This is a genomic window from Bradyrhizobium cajani, from assembly GCF_009759665.1.
Classification (GTDB): domain Bacteria; phylum Pseudomonadota; class Alphaproteobacteria; order Rhizobiales; family Xanthobacteraceae; genus Bradyrhizobium; species Bradyrhizobium cajani.
Genome location: NZ_WQNE01000035.1, coordinates 47,165 through 64,084 on the forward strand (window position 1 = coordinate 47,165; position 16,920 = coordinate 64,084).

The window sequence follows — 16,920 nt, forward strand, 5'->3', positions numbered from 1 at the left end:
GGACGGAGGGACGATTTCGTATCCAGGCTCCGGAGCGCCCGGCGGGCGCAAAAGGAGCAGACCAACATGGATTCACTCAGCACGGGCCTCGTCGCGGACGTCCTTCGTCGTCTGCACCAGGAGGCGGAAATCGCCGACGCGCCCCTGATGCAAACCCTTGCGGCTGAGGCGGGCAGCCGCGAAGAGATGATCAGCCAGGCCGTCGCGGCCGAAAACAGCGATCTCCGGAAAGTCTATCAGGGATTTGCGAGCAACTTCCTGAGCGTCTCTCCGTGGTTCGGACGCTTCCTCTACATGTGCGCTCGCGCCTGCAAGGCGAAACGCATCGTCGAATTCGGCTCCTCGATGGGCATTTCCGCGATCTACTTGGCCACGGGCCTGCGTGACATGGGCGGCGGCCACCTGATCGGGACCGATCTCGAACTCGGCAAGATCGAGCGCGCACGGGCAAACGTCGCGGCCGCGGGGCTCGCCGACCTGGTCGAGTTCAGGCTCGGCGACGCCCGCGAAACCCTCGGATCCGATCTCGGCGGCGACATCGACATGGTGATGCTGGACGGCGCCTTCACGTTGTATCTTCCCATCCTCAAGCTGCTGGAGCCGCACCTCAGGCGTGGGGCGCTCATCGTCGGCGAGAACGCGTTCGAGGAAGCCTACATCGACTACGTCCGCGATCCGCAGAACGGTTACCTCTCGCTGTCGCTGCCGTTCGATCCGGGCCGCGGCAACGAATTCACGATCAAGACCAGATAGTCCGGGAGCCAAGCCTTGAACGAACCCGGCCAGGCACCGCAAATTTCCGGACCATCGCAAGCCCCGCAAGGGCGAGTCTCGCGGATGTTGCTGCGATGGCTGATGCGCCCCGCACGCGTCGCAACCGTCAAAACGCTCTCGCCGCACTTTCGGCTCGTCGGGCTCGAAGGCGACGCCCTCAAGGACGTCGCCTGGACGGCCGGCCAGAAGATCCAGGTCGCGATGGGCGCGGGCCTGAGCGCGCGCACTTACACGCCGATGTCATGGGACGCCGGCGGGGGCAGGACCCGGCTCCTTGCATTTGCGCATGGCGAGGGTCCGGGCAGCCGCTGGGCAAGCGCTTTGCGCGAGGGCGAGAGCTGTCAGTTCTTCGGGCCGCGCCGCTCGCTTGAGCTTGTTGGCCTTGAGGCGCCTGTCATCCTGTTCGGCGATGAAACCTCGTTTGGCCTGGCGGCGGCGTTGCGAGACAGTCTGCAAGCCGGCGGCGCGCTCCACATGTTCGAAACCACCGACGTGGCGGAGTCGCAGCGGGTGCTGGATGCCGTCAATCTCGGTGCGGCGAGATTGATCCCACGTAGCGCCGATGACGCTCATCTCGCCGCCGTCGAGGCCGAGATGCTGCGTCTGGCCGCAAACGGTGCGCAGTTCGTCCTGACAGGCAAGGCCTCCTCGATCCAGCGCATCAGCCGCGCCCTGAAAGCTGCGGGCGTCGCGTCGTCGCGGATGAGGACCAAAGCCTATTGGGCGCCCGGCAAGACCGGGCTGGATTAGGGCGCGCTGTCTTCTCGCGCGGACAAGACGTCGCGCCTCGTTCAAAATGAGACGGGTTGGTAAGTTCTGAGACGAGCCGGCATGACAGTCGCGTTCGCCGGCTCACTACGGTCCAGGCGCAGAAAACCGCGGCCTGGCGCTCATCCCCGACGACTCTCGTCCCGGACGCTCCCTCGGCCCGCACAACAAGACACGGTCGGGAGATTCAGTCCGAGATGGCACGGTTCGGTCGCAACAAGATCACGGACATCGCTCAGCAGCAGAGCGAGCGATTTCAGCCCGACCGCAGGTCGCTGCTCGCGCTCGGCGCAGGCGCGGTCCTCGCCGCTACGGGCCTGCGTCCGGCGCAGGCGCAGGACTATCCCACCCGGCCGGTTCAAGTGCTCGTGCCCTTTGCCGGCGGCAGCGCCAGCGACGTCATCACCCGCATCCTGCTCAACCGCATGGCGACCTCGCTCGGGCAGGCTTTTGTCGTCGACAATCGCCCCGGCGCCGGCGGCAATATCGGCACCGCGGCGGCCGCGCATGCGGCGCCGGACGGTTACACGCTGCTGATGAGCACCTCCGGCCCACTGGCTGCGAACAAGTCGCTGTACAAGGAGCTCCCCTACGATCCGCTGAAGGATCTCGCCCCGATCGGCCTGTTCGCCACGCTGCCGAATGTCGTCGTGATCAATTCGAGACTGCCGCCGAAATCGCTGCGTGAGCTGATCGATTACGCCAAGGCGCATCCTCGGGAGCTGAATTACGGGACGGTCGGCGTCGGCTCGTCGCAGCACCTCGCGGCCGCCTATTTCGAGCAACTCACCGGCACCGAGATCACGCACGTGCCCTACCGCAACATCGCCGCCTACACGCCGGACTTCATCGCGGGCCAAGTCCCGCTCGGCTTCCAGCTCCTGCCGAACGTGATCGGCCTGATCAAGAGCGGCGATGCGCGCCCGCTCGCGGTCGCCAGCGACAAGCGCATGACGGCGTTGCCGGACGTTCCCACCGCGGCCGAGGCCGGCCTTCCGAACTATGAGAGCGCCGCCTGGCTCGCTCTGCTCGCGCCCGCGAGCACCGGCAAGGCCGTGATCGACAAGCTCTATGCCGCGATGGTGGAAGCCGTGAACGATCAGAAGGTGCGCGCCCTCTTCGTCGAGCAGGGCGCCGAGCCGCTCGTGCTCGACCCGCAGGCCCTGAGAGATTTCATGAGCGCTGAAACCACCAAATGGGCCGGGATCATCAAGAAGATCGGCATCGAGCCGATGTGACGGCGCGCGCGTCAATTGGCGAAGGACAGACGCAGGCGGCGCCAGCCGATGACGATGCCGGTAACGGAGAACGCCAGCCCGAGGCCGCAGAGGCCGACGATCAGGCCGTCACGCAGCGATGGATGTGCCATCAAAAAGGGAAAGTCGAGCCTGTGCAGCGCGCTGTAGAGCCAGCGATAGGCGCGCCGCGACGCATCGAGCCGCTGGAGTACGCTGCCATCCGCGCCGTCGACGTCGAACCAGACGTCACCACATTTCGCGCGATAGACCGGCGCACCGGGAACGATGGATTGCGCGGAATAGTCGTCGTTGTCCGCGATGACGTCGGGTGCATCACAGCTCGTCACGAAGCGCGCCACAAAAGCCCGAACCTCGCCTGCACCGAGGAAGCCAGTCTTGCGATCGTCGCCGCCCTTGCCGCCCCCAAGCAGGACCTGCCTGTCGGGTGCGATCCTGTCGCGGCGATAGATATTGCCGAAGGCGAACCATTCGACCTCGCGTGCGAGGGACGGTAGCGGCTCACGATTGATCGACGCGGCGGCGGTCCAGTCCGGTACGGCGCCTGCCGCGTCGGCCTCGCCTTCGGTCAGCTGCCCGCGCGAAAACAACCGGCCGTGATCCATGGAAAGCCAGCCGCTGAAGATCCATGTCAGTACGAACATTGTCGTGGCGAGGCCAACGACGTGATGCAGGGCATGCCATCCACGATAGGGCAGCCTGATCCGCGTGACGCCAAGTATCGCGCCAAGGACAGCGGTGACCAGCGCCAGCAGCGAGAGGGTCCAGACCACGCGGTCCCACAGCAGCCAATTGCTGCGAAGGACGGTCGGATAGATCCAATGCAGGACGCTGCCGGCGAGATTCCATCCACGCTCGCTGCGCGTCGTGTCCAGCACGACCTCGCCGGTGCTGGACGAGACATAGACCTCGGTGCCGGTGGCGTCGCCAAGCGCCAAGCGGAACAGCGGCCGGTGGCGGTCAAACCCGTTCGGCACGCTCCATTGGTCATGATCCTCGTGTACGACGACGGCCGCGCGCGTTGCGTCGAGCCCGCGCCGGCGGGCATGGTCGCGTGCGATCGCCAGCGCGACATCGGACACGGTGACCGCGGCATCCGCTCCATCGGTGGCGCGGACGGCGCGCAGGCGCGAGGGCCCCGAGACGATGTAGACCGGCCCGTCGCCGCGTCGAATGAGGCGGACGCGGCTGGCATCGAGGACCCCGCTGGCTGCGACGGCGTCAGCGACAGCAATCGCCGCCGGCGTACCATCGAGGGGCGCGAGGCCGGCGACACGTTCCGCTTCCGTCAGCGACGGAAATGGAACGAAATGCATCACGATTCCGCTCGCGAACCACATCGCGAACAGGAGACAGAACGCGATCCCGAGCCAGCGATGCAGCAGGATGATCGCGCCCATCATGCGTTCAGCGCCCTACCATTTGAATGCCGCCGAGATCTCGTAGGTGCGCGGCGCGCCGAGCAGGATCTGATCGGGATAGAACGGATCGCCCCAGATCGCGTAGCGCTTGTCAGTGATGTTGCGCACGCGGAAGGTCAGGCGCGCCTGGTTGACCGCGTTGAACACTGTCTTCGGGATGTCGACGAAGGCATAGACGTCGGCCACGGTGTAGGCCTTCAGCGTCACCACGTTGGCATCGGTGTTGTAGCGATCGCCGACATGGCGGCCGGTGATGCCGAGCTCCACCGGCCAGGGTGTGAAGAACCGATACGAGGCGCCAGCATTTGCGACGATGCGCGGCACGTTCGGCGGCGTGTTGCCCGAGAACGAGCCGCCGGCGAAATTGTAGTCGGCATAGCGCGTATCGACATAGGCGATGTTGCCCCACAGCCGCAAAGGCTCGATCGGGCGCACCGCGGCGGCGAGTTCGACGCCCTTCGATTCCTGTCGCCCGGCAATGTTGAGCTGCATGCCGCCGGCCGCGGCATAGACGTTCTTGCGCAGGATGTCGTAGGCCGAGAACGACCATTCCGCCCTGTTGTCCCAGAACAGGTGCTTGACGCCGGTTTCATAGGTGCGCGCGGTGGTCAGGTCGAGCGGCTGAGTCGGCCCGAGCAGGAAGATGTTGTTGGCTGCGATATCGGCACCAGTGGCGTACTGGCTGAAGAAGGTCAGGCCGGGTACGGCGTCCCAAGTGTAGCCGATACGGCCCGTCACCGGTGCCCAGTCCTTCGTGAACGGGAAGCCTGCTTTCTCCAGGCCGTTCTTGTCGGTCGAATTACGGTCGAGCCCGATATGCTCGACGCGCAGGCCGCCGACCAGCGCGAAGGTCCGCGTCAGCTTCAGCCGGTCCTCGAACGACAGCGCCTCGTTGTCGATGCGCGCGGTCTGCTGCTGTGTCGTGAGCAGGCCGTAAAAGCCGCGGTTCGGATCGACCAGCGAAACGGAGTCGCCGGGGAAGTTCGCCGCGCCCGGCCTGACGAAATCGAGATAGCTTGACGACAGCGTCGTGACCAGCCGGTTGTCGAAACCTGCGATATTCGTGTCCCAGATCAGGTCGGTGATGTTGCCGACCAGGCGCTGGCTGTGTGCAACATAGAAACGCTCACGATCGACCAGGTTCGTTGTGGAATTGAACGCCTCGATCTCGTTGTTGAACCAGGTGCGCTCGGCGCCATAGCCATAGGCCTGGCTCTTCAGCGTCAGGTCGGGCGCAAGCTTCAGCTCGAAGCCGCCGCGCAGCCAGACTTCCTGCGCGACGTTGCGATTGTCGAGGACGTTGTAGTTGGTGTTGAAGGTGCGGTCGTCGATGGTGACCGCACCGAGATTGGTTCCGTTGTAGTTGGAGACGTAATTGCCGGACACGATGCCGCTCGTCGCATGCGAGCCGCTGAAGGCGACCGGCACCAGCGGCGCGCCCCAATAGGCCTTCGAGCGATCCTCGCGGTACTCGATCGCGCCCCAGACCTTGAGACTGTCGGAGATGCGGTAGTTGAGCTGGCCGGAGACGTCGAACGTCTTGGTATTGGTGTCGTCGGCAAAGCCATTGAGCGAGGCGCGGCTGATGTCGAAGCGATAGTCGAGGCCCTGCACGTTGGTGCTGCCGCCCGAGCCGTAGTGCGCGCGGAACGAGTTGAGCGAATCCCAGGAGAAATCCGCCTCGTTCCGGATCAGTCCGGTGTGCGGCTGCTTGGTGACGAAGTTGATCGCGCCACCGGCGGCGCCCTCGCCTGACATCAGCGAGGCCGGACCTTTCAGGAACTCCACGGCCTCCAGATTGGCCGTGTCCACGATCCGCGACGTCATGTTCTGCGGGCCGATCTTGATGCCGTTGTAGAGCGTGTTGATCTGGCTGTTGGTGAAGCCGCGCATGGAGAAGGCCGCGGGCTCGGCCGGGTTGTCGCCGGAGGTGACGCCGACCGCGCCCTGCGCCGCCTCGGACACGGTGCGATAGCCCTGCTCCCGCATGGTCTCGGCCGAGATCACCTCCACGGTCGCGGGTGTTTCCCGCACCGTCAGGCCGAGCCGCGAGGCGCTTTCCGCAACCACATTGGTGTTGAGGGGCGTTTGTGCCGTGGCGGTCGGCACGACAGGCCTGGGCGCTGCGGATACAGTCGCTGGCCTGCGCGCTGCCGCACGGCGTGCGCCCTGCGCCTCCCGGCCGGCCGGCCTCGCCTGCTTGCGCGATTGAGCCGGCGACACCTCGACGGGCGGCAGGGGTTCGCGGGCCTGCTGCGCGACGGCGGCAGGCACGACGACAACGAACGACGCGAGCACAGCGGAAGCGAGCAGGAAGCGTTGCTGTCGTAGAATACGGGTGGAAGACACGGTTTTGGACCTCGGTATGACGTCAGTGGCACGTCACAGCGAACGAGGTCCCACCTTTTGGCCTTCGAGGCCGTCCGATGAAGCCGAATGTCTGTACTCCCCGACCGACATCTTCGCGTGTGACCACGGCTGACGGCAGGTCTCCTGGCTCGCGGGTCGTGACCGCTTCGTCGCCTTCCCGGGGACCGAGGACCCAGTGGCTTCTGACGAAGGATTCACCGCTTACAGTTGCGGGGGCAGCCGCGGCATTGGGGACAATGTCCCCGCACCGCATTCCCTTTTCATCCCCTCTCGGGGAAACCGTCGCTGGCCATCTAGGATTACCATCAAGACAGAGTCAATGTGCAAGCTGCGGCGTTCGTGCCACAACGACCAATTTCCTTGGAGATGAGCATGGAAGGCGAGACCTTCCTCTGGCTGATACGGCATGCGCCCGTCGACGGCGTCAAAGGGACGATCCATGCGCCCGACGCGCCGGCCGATCTCGGGGATCACGCACAACTGGAGGCGCTGCGGCAGTCTCTGCCGCGGGATGCCGCGAGCTACGCAAGTCCGTCGCGCCGCACGGTCGAGACCGCGCGGGCGCTGGGGCTCGACCCAATGCTCGTGAGCGAATTCCGCGAGCAGGATTTCGGCGACTGGACCGGCCATCGGCACGACGAGCTCGCCGCGACCGGCGGCGAGGGTTACGCGCAGTTCTGGAGCGACCCGGCACATGGACGGCCACCGGGCGGCGAAAGTTTTGAGGACCAGGTCGCTCGCGTCCGGGCGGGGCTCTCGCGGATCGGCGCTGGCTCCGCAGCGCTGGTCGTGCATTCCGGCACCATCCGCGCCGCGCTCTGCATCGCGCTGGACCTTACACCGGAAGCTGCGCTGCGCTTCGTGATCGACCCGCTGTCGCTCACCCGGATCGATCGCCTTGCCACCGGCTGGCGCGTCGTGACCGTCAACCAGCGGGTCCGCTAGGGCGATCCGGTACATTGGCCTGCGCGAAGGTCGCCATGCCGTTGTGGAGCGCGCAGGCCGACCGAACCAGCGGCAGCGCGATGGCGGCGCCCGATCCCTCCCCGAGCCTGAGATCGAGGCTGATCAGCGGCTGCACGTTCAGCGCGCGCAGCACCAGCCGATGTCCCTGCTCCGCCGATTGATGCGACGGCAACAGGAACGGCTGGCAGGACGGATTGAGCCGCACCGCCGCTAGCGCCGCGACCGACACGATGAAGCCGTCGATCAACACGGGAATGCGGCGCTGCGCGGCCGCAATGATGGCGCCGCAGATCGCCGCGATCTCGAGGCCGCCGACTGCGCGCAGGATGTTTTCGGGCGAAGCTCCAGCGACGCCATGACGCGCGACCGCAGCATCGATCACGCGCGCCTTGTGCGCGCGGCCGGCGGCGTCGATGCCGGTGCCGCTGCCGGCGATCTCCTCGGCGCTCATGCCGAGCAGGCTCGCCGCTATCGCAGCCGATGTCGTGGTGTTGCCGATGCCCATCTCGCCGAAGATCAGGAGATCGGGCTGATGGGCCTCCGCGCGCGCGACTGCGCGCCGCCCGGTTTCGAAAGCGAATGCCAGCTCCTCAGGCGTGAGTGCAGCCTCGACGCTGAAATCGCGCGTGCCATTGCGCGGCTTGTCGGTGACGATTCCCGGCATCTCCTGCTCAGCCAGCGAGCCGGCGTCGACGACTTCCAGGCTCGAACCCAGCTCGCGCGCCAGCACCGAGATCGCGGCACCGCCGGAGGCAAAATTCGCCATCATCGCGATGGTCACGGCTTGCGGATAAGCCGAGACGCCCTGCGCGACGATGCCGTGATCGCCGGCAAAGATGATGATCGGCACGCGCGCGGCGCGCGGCTGTTCGGTCGCTTGCAGGGCCGCGAGCTCGATTGCGAGCTGTTCCAGCCGGCCGAGCGCGCCGGTCGGTTTCGTCAGTTGCGCCTGCTGCGCGATCGCCGCCTCGCGATGGACGGCCGAGACCTCGGCGCACTTTTTATAGACCCAATCGGGGAGCATGCTGCCTCGCTTACGGCCGGCGCTTGAGAATGTAGCTGTCCATGATCCAGCCATGCCGCTCGCGCGCCTCCTGCCGCAGCGCGGCGATGCGCGCGCTCAGTTCGGCCAGCGCACCGGACATGATGATCTGATCGGGCATGCCGAGATAAGCGCCCCACCAGATGTGAAGACCGGACGGATCAAGCGACTGGAATGCGGTGCCACCGTCGAGCACCACCACCACGGTATCGACGCCCTGCGGCCAGCCGCCCTCGCGCAAGCGGCGCCCGGTGGTGACCAGGAACGGCTCGCCGATGTCGTTGAGCGGCAGCGCATGCGCCGCGCACAGCGCCTGGATCGAGGTAATGCCGGGCACGACCTCGATCGTCGGCAAGGGATCGAGCCGGCGTGCAATGCGCAGCGAGGAATCGTAAAGCGAAGGATCGCCCCAGATCAGCAGCGCAACCTTGCCCTCACCTGCCAGATGGCTGGCGATCGTCTGCGACCAGGTCGCGGCCACCGCATCGTGCCAATCGTCCACGCCCTTGCGATAGTCCGCTTCAGCGGCGTCGCGCACCGGAAGATCGAACTCGGCGATGCGCGTCGTGTCGCTGGTGAGGACGTCCGCGCAGATCGTTCGCCTGAGATCGGCAAGATCGGACTTAGCCGTCCCCTTGCGCGGGATCAGGATGAGATCGGCCGTGTTGATGGCACGGGTCGCGGCGCGCGTGAGCTGCTCGGGATCGCCGCAACCGATGCCTATCAGGGAGAGCGTGAGCATCGCGCGTGTGGGGCGGCCATGGCGGCCGCCCCTTGTCTCTTTAGGCCGCGTTGTGCAGGCGCGGGGTGACGAGGCCGGGCGCGGTGACACCGCGCAACGACTTCGCCAGCGCCAGCACCGCGAGATCGGCCAGCGGCTCGATCACGATGACCAGCGCATAGGAGGCCGCAAACGTCGCGATGTTGGCGAGATTGCTCATGGCAAAGCCGGAGCCATAGAGCGCCCAGAACGCCACCCAGGCGATGACGCCGGCCTGATACGTGGTCGAAAGCGCCAGCGCCTGGCGATACTGCAAATCGACATAGGCGGTGGCGCGCGGAATGATCCGGGTGGCGATCGCCTGGATCGCGAACAGCGGCACCAGCAACGTGGTGACGTTCATGCCGTATTGCGGCAGGTCGGCCGGCTCGAACAACACACCCTGGAGCAGCAGGCCGAACGCGAGGCCGAAGGCCGCGGGCGCGGCGCCGAACAGCAGGAACAGCGTCGAGCCGAGGATGAAGTGCACCTCGGAGACGCCGACCGGGAAGTGCGGCAGGATCTCGAAGAAGGTGAACACGAGGCCCGTGGTGGCGAGCGTCCGCGCCGCGAACGAGCCGATGCCCTGCTCGCGCACGGTCTCGACCGCGAGCTTGAGCGCGACGCCGCCTGCGGCGATGCCGGTTGCGTAACTCAACACGAGCTTGGCGCCCGTCACCACTCCTGGTTCGATATGCATGGCTCAGATCCTTCCTGCCGTCACACCCGACGGCCTTGGCGTCAAAACGTGCAGGGCCGGTCTCCTGGCTCGCGGCTCACTGGGGTTCTCCGGCCTTCCCGGGTCTTGCGACCCAGTGGCTGATCGGAGCCCCTCACCGCTTACAGTCGCGGGGGCGGCTGGGGTTTTGAGCGCCGCAACTGGGTCCGCCCATCCCCATTCCCGATTATGCTCCGGCGCTTTGCGCCGCGTCGAGCACCATGCCCCTCCTGTGTGCCCCTTTCGCCAGCCGGGCGTCAAGGGGCGAAGGGCGACCGGCGCAATCATGACGGATAATCCCCCGCCAGTGCACCGAACAGGATCACGGCGGCCGTCGAGGCCGCGCCGCCCCGCGCAAGCTGCTCGGCAAGCTCGGCAATCGTGGTGCGGACCAGCCGTTCGTCGGGACGCCCGAGGGATTCGGCAAACAGCGCCGGAGTGTTCGGCGCGAGGCCATGCGCGATCAATTTTGCGGCAAGCGCCGGAAAGGTGCGGCGGCCCATATAGACCACGGTCGTCGCCTCCGGATCGGCCAGCGCCGCCCAGTTCAGGTTTTGCGGCAGTTCGCCGCTGACATCGGCCCCGGTGACGAACTGCACCCTCCGTGAGGTGTGGCGCCGGGTCAGGGGAATGCCCGCCTGCGCGGCGGCAACGCAAGCCGAGGTGACGCCGGGAACGATCTCGTAGCCGATGCCGGCCTCGCGCAGCGTCTCGAGCTCCTCCTCGAGGCGGCCGAATATGCCGGCATCACCGGACTTCAGCCGCACCACGCGCGCGCCGGTTGCGGCGTAGTCGACCAGCAGGCGATTGACGTGATGCTGCTTGGTCGAGGGCCGTCCTGCCCGCTTCCCGACCGCGACGAGATTGGCGCCGGGCCGGGCGAGATCGAGGATCGCGCCGGCGGCGAGGTCGTCGTAGAGCACGACATCGGCCTCGCGCAGCCGCGCGGCGCCCTTGAGCGTGAGAAGCTCGGGGTCGCCGGGTCCGGCGGAGAGGAAAGTGACGAAACCGCTCACCGGTCCTCCGCGATCAGATGGAAGAACGTGCCGGTGGCGTGTCCCCGCCGCGAGCCGGTCTCGGCGATGACGGCGCCCGTTGCATCGTGCACGACCGCCAGCGGCGTATCGGGCTGGGCGAGGATCGTCGAATAGTGGAACTCGTGACCGCGCAACCGTGCGCCAACCCGATGTCCCGGCATCGGGGCTGCGAGCTCTGCGAGACGATAGCCCAGATGCATGCGGCGCTTGGCAAAGCTCGTCTCCAGTCCGAGCAGGCCCGCCATCTCATGGCGGACGCCGTCGGCGTCGGTCAATGCGGTCCCCAGAACCATATACCCCCCGCATTCGCCATGCACGGGGCGCGTGTCGGCGAAGGCACGCAGGCCGCTGCGAAGGCGCGCATTGGCCGCGATCTTGCCGGCATGAAGCTCGGGATAGCCGCCGGGCAACCAGCAGACATCGGCGCTTGCGTCGGGCGCTTCATCGGCAAGCGGCGAGAACGGCAAGATCTCGGCGCCCGCCGCGCGCCAGGCTTCCAGCATATGCGGATAGACGAAGGAGAATGCCGCATCGCGGGCCAGCGCGATGCGCTGGCCGGGTGGCGTCACGTCCAGGCCATTCGCCGCAGCTTGCGGCGACCAGCCGGCTGCCGATCGCAGTACCGCATCGAGATCGACGTGCTCTGCGACGAAGCGCGCGGCCTCGTCGATCAGCTTGCCGATCTCCGCCTGCTCCTCGGCCTGCACGAGGCCGAGATGCCGTTTCGGAAGGCTGATCTCGGCGTGGCGCGGCAGCGCGCCGAACACGGCAATGCCGGCATCGCTCAGCGCGCGCCGCACGAGATCTTCGTGGCGCGGGCTGGCGACACGATTGAGCACAACGCCGGCAAGGCGCACGCCGGGGCGGTAGTCGCGAAGGCCAGCCGCGATCGCTGCCGCGGTCTGCGCCTGTCCCGACGGATCGATCACCAGCACCACCGGCCAGCCCAGCATCTGCGCAATGTCGGCAGTGGCGCCGGTGCCGGAGACACCGCGCGCGGCGACACCGTCGAACAGACCCATCGAGCCCTCGGCAAGCACGACATCGGCGTCCGCTCCGCGGCTGACGAGATGCATGATCGCCGCGCCATCCATCGCCCAGCTATCGACGTTGACGGAAGAGCGTCCCGTCGCGGCGGCATGGAAGGCGGGATCGATATAGTCGGGCCCGCTCTTGAAGCACTGCACGTTCAGGCCGCGATTGCGCCACGCGCGCGCGAGCGCCAGCGTCAGCGTGGTCTTGCCGACACCGGAGGCAGGCGCTGAGATGACAAGGCCAGCCGCCATCACGATGCCTCCGGAAAGCGCGGCTCGGCGCCGACGGGGCGATAGCGGCGGTCGTAATCGGCGGCATAGAGACGGCTCTCGTCGAAGTCCGCAGCGCCAAGCGTCTTGCCGACCAGGATCAGCGCGGTGCGCTCCATCTCGCTGCCGACGGCGGCATCGAGCGTTGCAAGCGTGGCACGGACGATGCGCTGGTCCGGCCAGCTCGCGCGCCAGACGATCGCGACCGGGCAGTCCGCGCCATAATGCGGCGTGAGCTCGGCGATGACGTTGTCGAGCAGATGGATCGACAGATGGATCGCGAGCACCGCGCCGGTGGCAGCGAATGCCGCGAGCTTCTCGCCTTCGGGCATGGCGCTGGCGCGGCCCGGCGTGCGTGTCAGCACCACGGTCTGGGCAAGGCCGGGCAGCGTCAGCTCGGCCTCCAGCGCAGCCGCAGCGGCCGAGAAGGACGGAACGCCGGGCGTCACGGTGTAGGGAATGCCGAGCGCGCGCAGGCGGCGGAGCTGCTCGCCCATCGCCGACCAGATCGAGAGATCGCCGGAATGCAGCCGCGCGACGTCCTTGCCGCCTGCGTGCGCGGCGGCGATCTCCGCGATGATCTCGTCGAGCGACAGCGGCGCGGTGTTGACGATCCGTGCGCCCGGCGGGCAATGCGCGAGCACGCCTTCGGGCACCAGCGAGCCGGCATAGAGGCAGACCGGACAGGCGGCGATCAGGTCGCGGCCGCGCAATGTCAGCAGGTCGGCAGCGCCCGGCCCGGCGCCGATGAAATGCACCGTCATCCGCCGTCTCCTTCCGCAATCGCCGCGGTCGCGGTGCGGTCCTGCGAGATTGCCCGCGTCGCAATCAGCCGCGCGCGGGGGCCGGCCGCTGCGAGTGCGGCAGCCTCTGCAAGCGATCCAGCTCCGAACTTTTCCATGACGAGCTTCGACTGCGTCGGCGTATCGATGCCGGCCAGCATGTCGGCCGGAACAGCCCTGATCGGCACGCCGCATTCGCACGCGAGTTGCTTCAGTGCCTCCGCATCGGCCTTGTCGCTGACGGTTGCCACCGCTGCGAGGCCTTCAGCGCCGCCGGCCGCCAGCAGCGCTTCGCGCAGCGAGGCCAGCGTGACATCCTTTTTGAATCCGAGCCCGGCGACCTTCATCGGACCGTACTCCATTGCACCACCGGCCGCGCGGCCTCCCAGGACCGGTAGCGGCCAAGGGGAGCGGCATGCGCGATCTCCACCCGCATCAGCTCGCCGCCGTGGCGCTGGTGCAGCTCGCCGAGCAGCGCTTCCGTCTCCAGCGTCACGGCATGCGCGACAAGCCGCGTGCCGGGCGGAAGCCGCGACCAGATTGCATCGAACATCGCGAGGTCGAGGCCACCGCCGATGAAGACGGCATCGGGCGCTTCCAGTGCAGCGAGAGCGTCGGGCACTTTCCCCGTAACGACAGTGATTCGATGCGCCAGTCCGAACGCGGCAGCATTGCTGCGGACGTTGCCGGCCCGATCATCGCGTGCCTCGATCGCAATCGCCGTCCCGCCGCACAGTGCCCACTCGACCGAGATCGAACCCGAGCCCGCGCCGATGTCCCACAGCCGTTCACCGGGACGCGGCGCCAGCGCCGACAGCGCGAGCGCGCGCACCGGCCGCTTGGTGATCTGGCCGTCATGGACGAAGAGAGCGTCCGATAGTCCCGAGCTGCGGGGAATACCCTGTGCGCCTGTCGCCTCAACAGCCACCGCGACCAGGTTTCCCGCAAGATCGCCGGCAAAGCCGTCCGCGCGATACGCTTTGATGCTTTCCCGCGGCCCGCCGAGCGCGGCAAGCGTCCAGAACGCCGAAGCGCCCCATCCGCGCGCGGTCAGCCATTTTGCGAGATCACCGGCCGCCCTCTCGTCGCGCACGAGGCAAATGATGCGCCTGCCTCGCGCCAGATGCGGCACGAGGCGCTCGAACGGCGCGGCATGGAGACCAACACAGGCAATTGCTTCGAGGCGCCAGCCCAAGCGCGCGGCAACGAGCGAGAAGGTCGAGGGCGCCGAATGCGCAATCCATTCGCCCGCATCGAGCCTTTCGGCAAGGCTTGCGCCGGCGCCATGCCAGAAGGGATCACCGGAGGCGAGCACGGCGGTCGGTCGGCCGCGACAGCTCAGCACGATGCCCGCGTCGAACGGCACCGGCCATGGACGGCCGCGGCTGCCGACATCCGCGAGCGCAAGATGACGTTCGCCGCCGAACACGGTTTCTGCCTTGGCGAGCGCCTTTCGACTTGCCTCGGACAGTCCGGCAAGGCCATCTTCGCCGATACCGATGATGGTCAGCCAGGGATCAGCCAAGGAATCAGCCATGACGCGCGCCCTCATTCTGGGCGGAACTGCCGATGCGAGCCTGCTCGCCGCGGAGATCGCGCGCGCGCGCATCGATGCCGTGTATTCCTATGGCGGCCGCACCCGCGCGCCGGCCGACCAGCCGCTGCCAACCCGCATCGGCGGCTTCGGCGGCGTGAGCGGGCTTGCCGACTACATTCGCCGCGACGGCATCACGCATGTGATCGACGCAACGCATCCCTTCGCCGCCGAGATGAGCCGTAACGCGATTGAGGCGTGCATGCAGACCGGCACGCCGCTGATCGCGCTCGAGCGCGTGCCCTGGGCCAAAATGCCCGGCGACAACTGGATCGAGGTCGCCGATGTCAACGCGGCGGTCGCCGCGCTGCCGGAGGCGCCGGCAAACGTGTTCCTCGCCATCGGCCGCCAGCACATCGCGCCATTCGCGATGAAGCCGCAGCATACCTACACGCTGCGGTTCGTCGATCCGCCCGAAGCGCCCCTGCCCTTCGCCGCCGATGTCATCGTGTCGCGCGGACCATTCACGCTTGATGACGAGCTGGAGATGATGCGCACGCGCGGCATCGCATGGATCGTCGCCCGCAACTCCGGCGGCGACGGCGCGCGCGCCAAGATCGACGCAGCCCGCACGCGCGGCCTGCCCGTGATCATGATCTCGCGACCACAATTGCCCGAACGGTTGCGAGTCGAGAGCGTTGCCGAGATCATGCAGTGGCTCGGTCATCGCACCTGCCTCGGCGCATAGACCCATCGGCCGACACGGCGCGTCTGCGAATTTCCGACAATCACCAGCGTGCGCATGTCGGCCATCTCGGGCCGGGCCTCGTTCAATGTGACGGTCTCGATCTTCTCGTCGGCCGCGCTGATCGCGCGCGCGAAGATCACGAGGCGCTCTCCGCAACCAGAGTTCCGCAGCACCGCAAGCGCGCGGCCAAATCCTTCCGGCCGGCTCACTGAGCGCGGATTGTACATCGCGATGGCAAAATCAGCTTCCGCCGCGAGCCGAAGGCGCTTCTCGATCACCGCCCAGGGCTTGAGATTGTCCGAGAGATTGATCGCGCAAAAATCATGGCCAAGCGGCGCGCCGGCGCGCGCGGCTGCCGCGAGCATCGCGGTGATGCCCGGCAGCACGCGGATCGGAAGCGCCTGCCATTGCGGCGCCTGTTCGAGCGCCTCGAACACGGCGGAGGCCATCGCGAAGACGCCGGGATCGCCGGAGGACACGACAACGACCTGCCCGCCTTCGGCCGCAAGCCGCAGAGCCTCGCTCGCACGCTGCAACTCTTCGCGGTTGTCCGATGGATGCAAGGTGAGCCCCGGTCGCGGCGGCACGCGCGCGACATAGGGCGCGTAGCCCAGAATGTCGGTCGCCGCCGCGAGCGCGGCGGAAACCTCGGGCGTCACCAGCGCGTCACTGCCGGGACCAAGGCCCGCGATGGTCAGCGCGCCCGTCATTCGGCGGCGTCCAGATGCCGGCCCTTGCCATGCACGAGCACGATCGCGAAGTAAGGACAATCGGCGGCATCGACTTCGGCGAGCCGCACCACGCGCTCGCCCGGCATGGTGCCGCGCTCGACCAGCCAGGCATCGTCCAGCCGGCCGGCGGACGCGAGCGCGCGGCGCACCTTTGCGAGATTACGCCCGGTCTTCATGATGACGAGCGCATCGGAATCGCGCATGCGCCGTTCGAGCTGATCTTCGGCCAGCGTCCCCATCAACACCGTCGTCACGTCGTCGCCCAGCGCGATCGGCTGGCCCACGCCATTCCAGCAGCCGACCATGCCGGGAATGCCCGCGATCACCTCGATCTCGACGCGGCCTTGCAGGCGCGCGTGCAGATGCATGAAGGAGCCGTAAAAGTAAGGATCGCCCTCGCAGAGCACGACCACATCCACCGCGCGCGCCAGCCGCGCCAGGCGCTCGGCCCATTCGTCGTAGAAGCCGGCGAGCAGGTTGATATAGTCCGGGCTGTCGAAAGCGATCTCCGTGGTGACCGGATATTCCATCGGATATTCGGTGACGTCGGCAGCGAGCATGCCCTCGACGATGCGCCGCGCCTGGCCCGGCCGGCCCTGCTTGCGGAAATAGGCGACGTGCCTGGCGCCGCGCACCGCGCGATCGGCGCGCACGCTCATCAAATCGGGATCCCCGGGGCCAAGACCGCAGCAGATGATGCGTCCCATGG

At 67.3% G+C, this 16,920-nt stretch carries 17 protein-coding genes and 2 riboswitches; of the genes, 5 read left to right on the top strand and 12 right to left on the bottom strand.

Features of this window, described 5'->3' with window-relative positions; all coding sequences use genetic code 11:
* The first annotated feature begins 66 nt into the window (after positions 1-66).
* The 3 genes from GPL20_RS31335 (at position 67) to GPL20_RS31345 (ending at position 2,780) form a co-directional block, all read left to right on the top strand.
* On the top strand, positions 67-753 hold the full coding sequence (locus GPL20_RS31335) for an O-methyltransferase (protein WP_157335050.1): 687 nt from the start codon (positions 67-69) through the stop codon (positions 751-753).
* Positions 754-837: 84 nt separating this feature from the next.
* The gene (locus tag GPL20_RS31340; RefSeq protein ID WP_157335052.1) at positions 838-1,524 is read left to right on the top strand and encodes a siderophore-interacting protein; all 687 of its coding nucleotides are present in this window, start codon (positions 838-840) and stop codon (positions 1,522-1,524) included.
* Between the two features lie 215 nt (positions 1,525-1,739).
* Positions 1,740-2,780: a Bug family tripartite tricarboxylate transporter substrate binding protein gene (locus GPL20_RS31345; RefSeq protein WP_157335054.1), complete on the top strand. Its 1,041-nt coding sequence runs from the start codon at positions 1,740-1,742 to the stop codon at positions 2,778-2,780.
* A gap of 11 nt (positions 2,781-2,791) precedes the next feature.
* On the opposite strand, the gene GPL20_RS31350 is transcribed toward GPL20_RS31345, so the two are convergent.
* Both GPL20_RS31350 and GPL20_RS39050 read right to left on the bottom strand, forming a co-directional pair.
* On the bottom strand, positions 2,792-4,201 hold the full coding sequence (locus tag GPL20_RS31350) for a PepSY domain-containing protein (RefSeq protein ID WP_157335056.1): 1,410 nt from the start codon (positions 4,199-4,201) through the stop codon (positions 2,792-2,794).
* Positions 4,202-4,213: 12 nt separating this feature from the next.
* Complete coding sequence (locus tag GPL20_RS39050) at positions 4,214-6,568, bottom strand: TonB-dependent receptor (protein WP_254125329.1); 2,355 nt, start codon at positions 6,566-6,568, stop codon at positions 4,214-4,216.
* Positions 6,569-6,685: 117 nt separating this feature from the next.
* A riboswitch (cobalamin riboswitch) is annotated at positions 6,686-6,888 on the bottom strand.
* A 73-nt stretch (positions 6,889-6,961) separates the two neighbouring features.
* On the opposite strand from GPL20_RS39050, the gene GPL20_RS31365 reads away from it, so the two are divergent.
* Complete coding sequence (locus GPL20_RS31365; RefSeq protein ID WP_157335059.1) at positions 6,962-7,534, top strand: histidine phosphatase family protein; 573 nt, start codon at positions 6,962-6,964, stop codon at positions 7,532-7,534.
* On the opposite strand, the gene cobT is transcribed toward GPL20_RS31365, so the two are convergent.
* From cobT to cbiT, 8 genes are all read right to left on the bottom strand, one after another.
* Positions 7,515-8,579, bottom strand: coding sequence for a nicotinate-nucleotide--dimethylbenzimidazole phosphoribosyltransferase (gene cobT, locus GPL20_RS31370; protein ID WP_157335060.1), 1,065 nt, complete (start codon positions 8,577-8,579; stop codon positions 7,515-7,517). The genes GPL20_RS31365 and cobT overlap by 20 nt on opposite strands.
* A 10-nt stretch (positions 8,580-8,589) precedes the next feature.
* Entirely contained in the window at positions 8,590-9,339 is a 750-nt protein-coding gene (gene cobF, locus GPL20_RS31375; protein ID WP_157335061.1) for a precorrin-6A synthase (deacetylating), read from the bottom strand.
* Positions 9,340-9,379: 40 nt separating this feature from the next.
* Positions 9,380-10,057, bottom strand: a complete 678-nt coding sequence (locus GPL20_RS31380; protein WP_157335062.1) for an energy-coupling factor ABC transporter permease — start codon at positions 10,055-10,057, stop codon at positions 9,380-9,382.
* A gap of 37 nt (positions 10,058-10,094) precedes the next feature.
* Positions 10,095-10,314: riboswitch (cobalamin riboswitch) on the bottom strand.
* A 45-nt stretch (positions 10,315-10,359) separates the two neighbouring features.
* Positions 10,360-11,091, bottom strand: a complete 732-nt coding sequence (gene cobA, locus GPL20_RS31385; protein WP_254125331.1) for a uroporphyrinogen-III C-methyltransferase — start codon at positions 11,089-11,091, stop codon at positions 10,360-10,362.
* Positions 11,088-12,398 (bottom strand): cobyrinic acid a,c-diamide synthase CobB, encoded by a 1,311-nt coding sequence (locus tag GPL20_RS31390; protein ID WP_157335063.1) that lies wholly within the window; start codon positions 12,396-12,398, stop codon positions 11,088-11,090. Before GPL20_RS31390 ends, cobA begins: the two co-directional genes overlap by 4 nt.
* A complete protein-coding gene (gene cobM, locus GPL20_RS31395) occupies positions 12,398-13,180 on the bottom strand; it encodes a precorrin-4 C(11)-methyltransferase (RefSeq protein ID WP_157335064.1) in 783 nt (260 codons plus the stop codon). The genes GPL20_RS31390 and cobM overlap by 1 nt, the downstream gene beginning before the upstream one ends.
* Positions 13,177-13,545 carry a cobalamin biosynthesis protein gene (locus GPL20_RS31400; RefSeq protein ID WP_167533299.1) on the bottom strand — a complete coding sequence of 123 codons (369 nt, stop codon included), beginning with the start codon at positions 13,543-13,545 and terminating at the stop codon, positions 13,177-13,179. Before GPL20_RS31400 ends, cobM begins: the two co-directional genes overlap by 4 nt.
* Positions 13,542-14,723 (bottom strand): precorrin-6Y C5,15-methyltransferase (decarboxylating) subunit CbiT, encoded by a 1,182-nt coding sequence (gene cbiT / locus GPL20_RS31405; protein ID WP_157335120.1) that lies wholly within the window; start codon positions 14,721-14,723, stop codon positions 13,542-13,544. Before cbiT ends, GPL20_RS31400 begins: the two co-directional genes overlap by 4 nt.
* A 10-nt stretch (positions 14,724-14,733) precedes the next feature.
* Between cbiT and GPL20_RS31410 the strand changes: the two genes are divergently transcribed.
* Positions 14,734-15,480 carry a cobalt-precorrin-6A reductase gene (locus tag GPL20_RS31410; protein ID WP_157335068.1) on the top strand — a complete coding sequence of 249 codons (747 nt, stop codon included), beginning with the start codon at positions 14,734-14,736 and terminating at the stop codon, positions 15,478-15,480.
* On the opposite strand, the gene cobJ is transcribed toward GPL20_RS31410, so the two are convergent.
* Together cobJ and GPL20_RS31420 are read right to left on the bottom strand one after the other, a co-directional pair.
* Positions 15,456-16,190, bottom strand: coding sequence for a precorrin-3B C(17)-methyltransferase (gene cobJ, locus GPL20_RS31415; protein ID WP_157335070.1), 735 nt, complete (start codon positions 16,188-16,190; stop codon positions 15,456-15,458). The two genes, GPL20_RS31410 and cobJ, sit on opposite strands and share 25 nt — an antisense overlap.
* Complete coding sequence (locus tag GPL20_RS31420; RefSeq protein ID WP_157335072.1) at positions 16,187-16,918, bottom strand: precorrin-2 C(20)-methyltransferase; 732 nt, start codon at positions 16,916-16,918, stop codon at positions 16,187-16,189. Before GPL20_RS31420 ends, cobJ begins: the two co-directional genes overlap by 4 nt.
* Positions 16,919-16,920: the final 2 nt, after the last annotated feature.

Excerpts from the sequence above, each read along its gene's own strand:
- cobJ (WP_157335070.1), bottom strand. The coding sequence starts at position 16,190 with ATGACGGGCGCGCTGACCATCGCGGGCCTTGGTCCCGGCAGTGACGCG.
- GPL20_RS31345 (WP_157335054.1), top strand. The coding sequence starts at position 1,740 with ATGGCACGGTTCGGTCGCAACAAGATCACGGACATCGCTCAGCAGCAG.
- cobT (WP_157335060.1), bottom strand. The coding sequence starts at position 8,579 with ATGCTCCCCGATTGGGTCTATAAAAAGTGCGCCGAGGTCTCGGCCGTC.
- GPL20_RS31420 (WP_157335072.1), bottom strand. The coding sequence starts at position 16,918 with ATGGGACGCATCATCTGCTGCGGTCTTGGCCCCGGGGATCCCGATTTG.
- GPL20_RS31390 (WP_157335063.1), bottom strand. The coding sequence starts at position 12,398 with ATGGCGGCTGGCCTTGTCATCTCAGCGCCTGCCTCCGGTGTCGGCAAG.
- GPL20_RS31340 (WP_157335052.1), top strand. The coding sequence starts at position 838 with ATGTTGCTGCGATGGCTGATGCGCCCCGCACGCGTCGCAACCGTCAAA.
- GPL20_RS31400 (WP_167533299.1), bottom strand. The coding sequence starts at position 13,545 with ATGAAGGTCGCCGGGCTCGGATTCAAAAAGGATGTCACGCTGGCCTCG.
- GPL20_RS31335 (WP_157335050.1), top strand. The coding sequence starts at position 67 with ATGGATTCACTCAGCACGGGCCTCGTCGCGGACGTCCTTCGTCGTCTG.
- cobF (WP_157335061.1), bottom strand. The coding sequence starts at position 9,339 with ATGCTCACGCTCTCCCTGATAGGCATCGGTTGCGGCGATCCCGAGCAG.
- GPL20_RS31410 (WP_157335068.1), top strand. The coding sequence starts at position 14,734 with ATGACGCGCGCCCTCATTCTGGGCGGAACTGCCGATGCGAGCCTGCTC.
- GPL20_RS31365 (WP_157335059.1), top strand. The coding sequence starts at position 6,962 with ATGGAAGGCGAGACCTTCCTCTGGCTGATACGGCATGCGCCCGTCGAC.
- GPL20_RS31380 (WP_157335062.1), bottom strand. The coding sequence starts at position 10,057 with ATGCATATCGAACCAGGAGTGGTGACGGGCGCCAAGCTCGTGTTGAGT.
- GPL20_RS31350 (WP_157335056.1), bottom strand. The coding sequence starts at position 4,201 with ATGATGGGCGCGATCATCCTGCTGCATCGCTGGCTCGGGATCGCGTTC.
- cobM (WP_157335064.1), bottom strand. The coding sequence starts at position 13,180 with ATGACGGTGCATTTCATCGGCGCCGGGCCGGGCGCTGCCGACCTGCTG.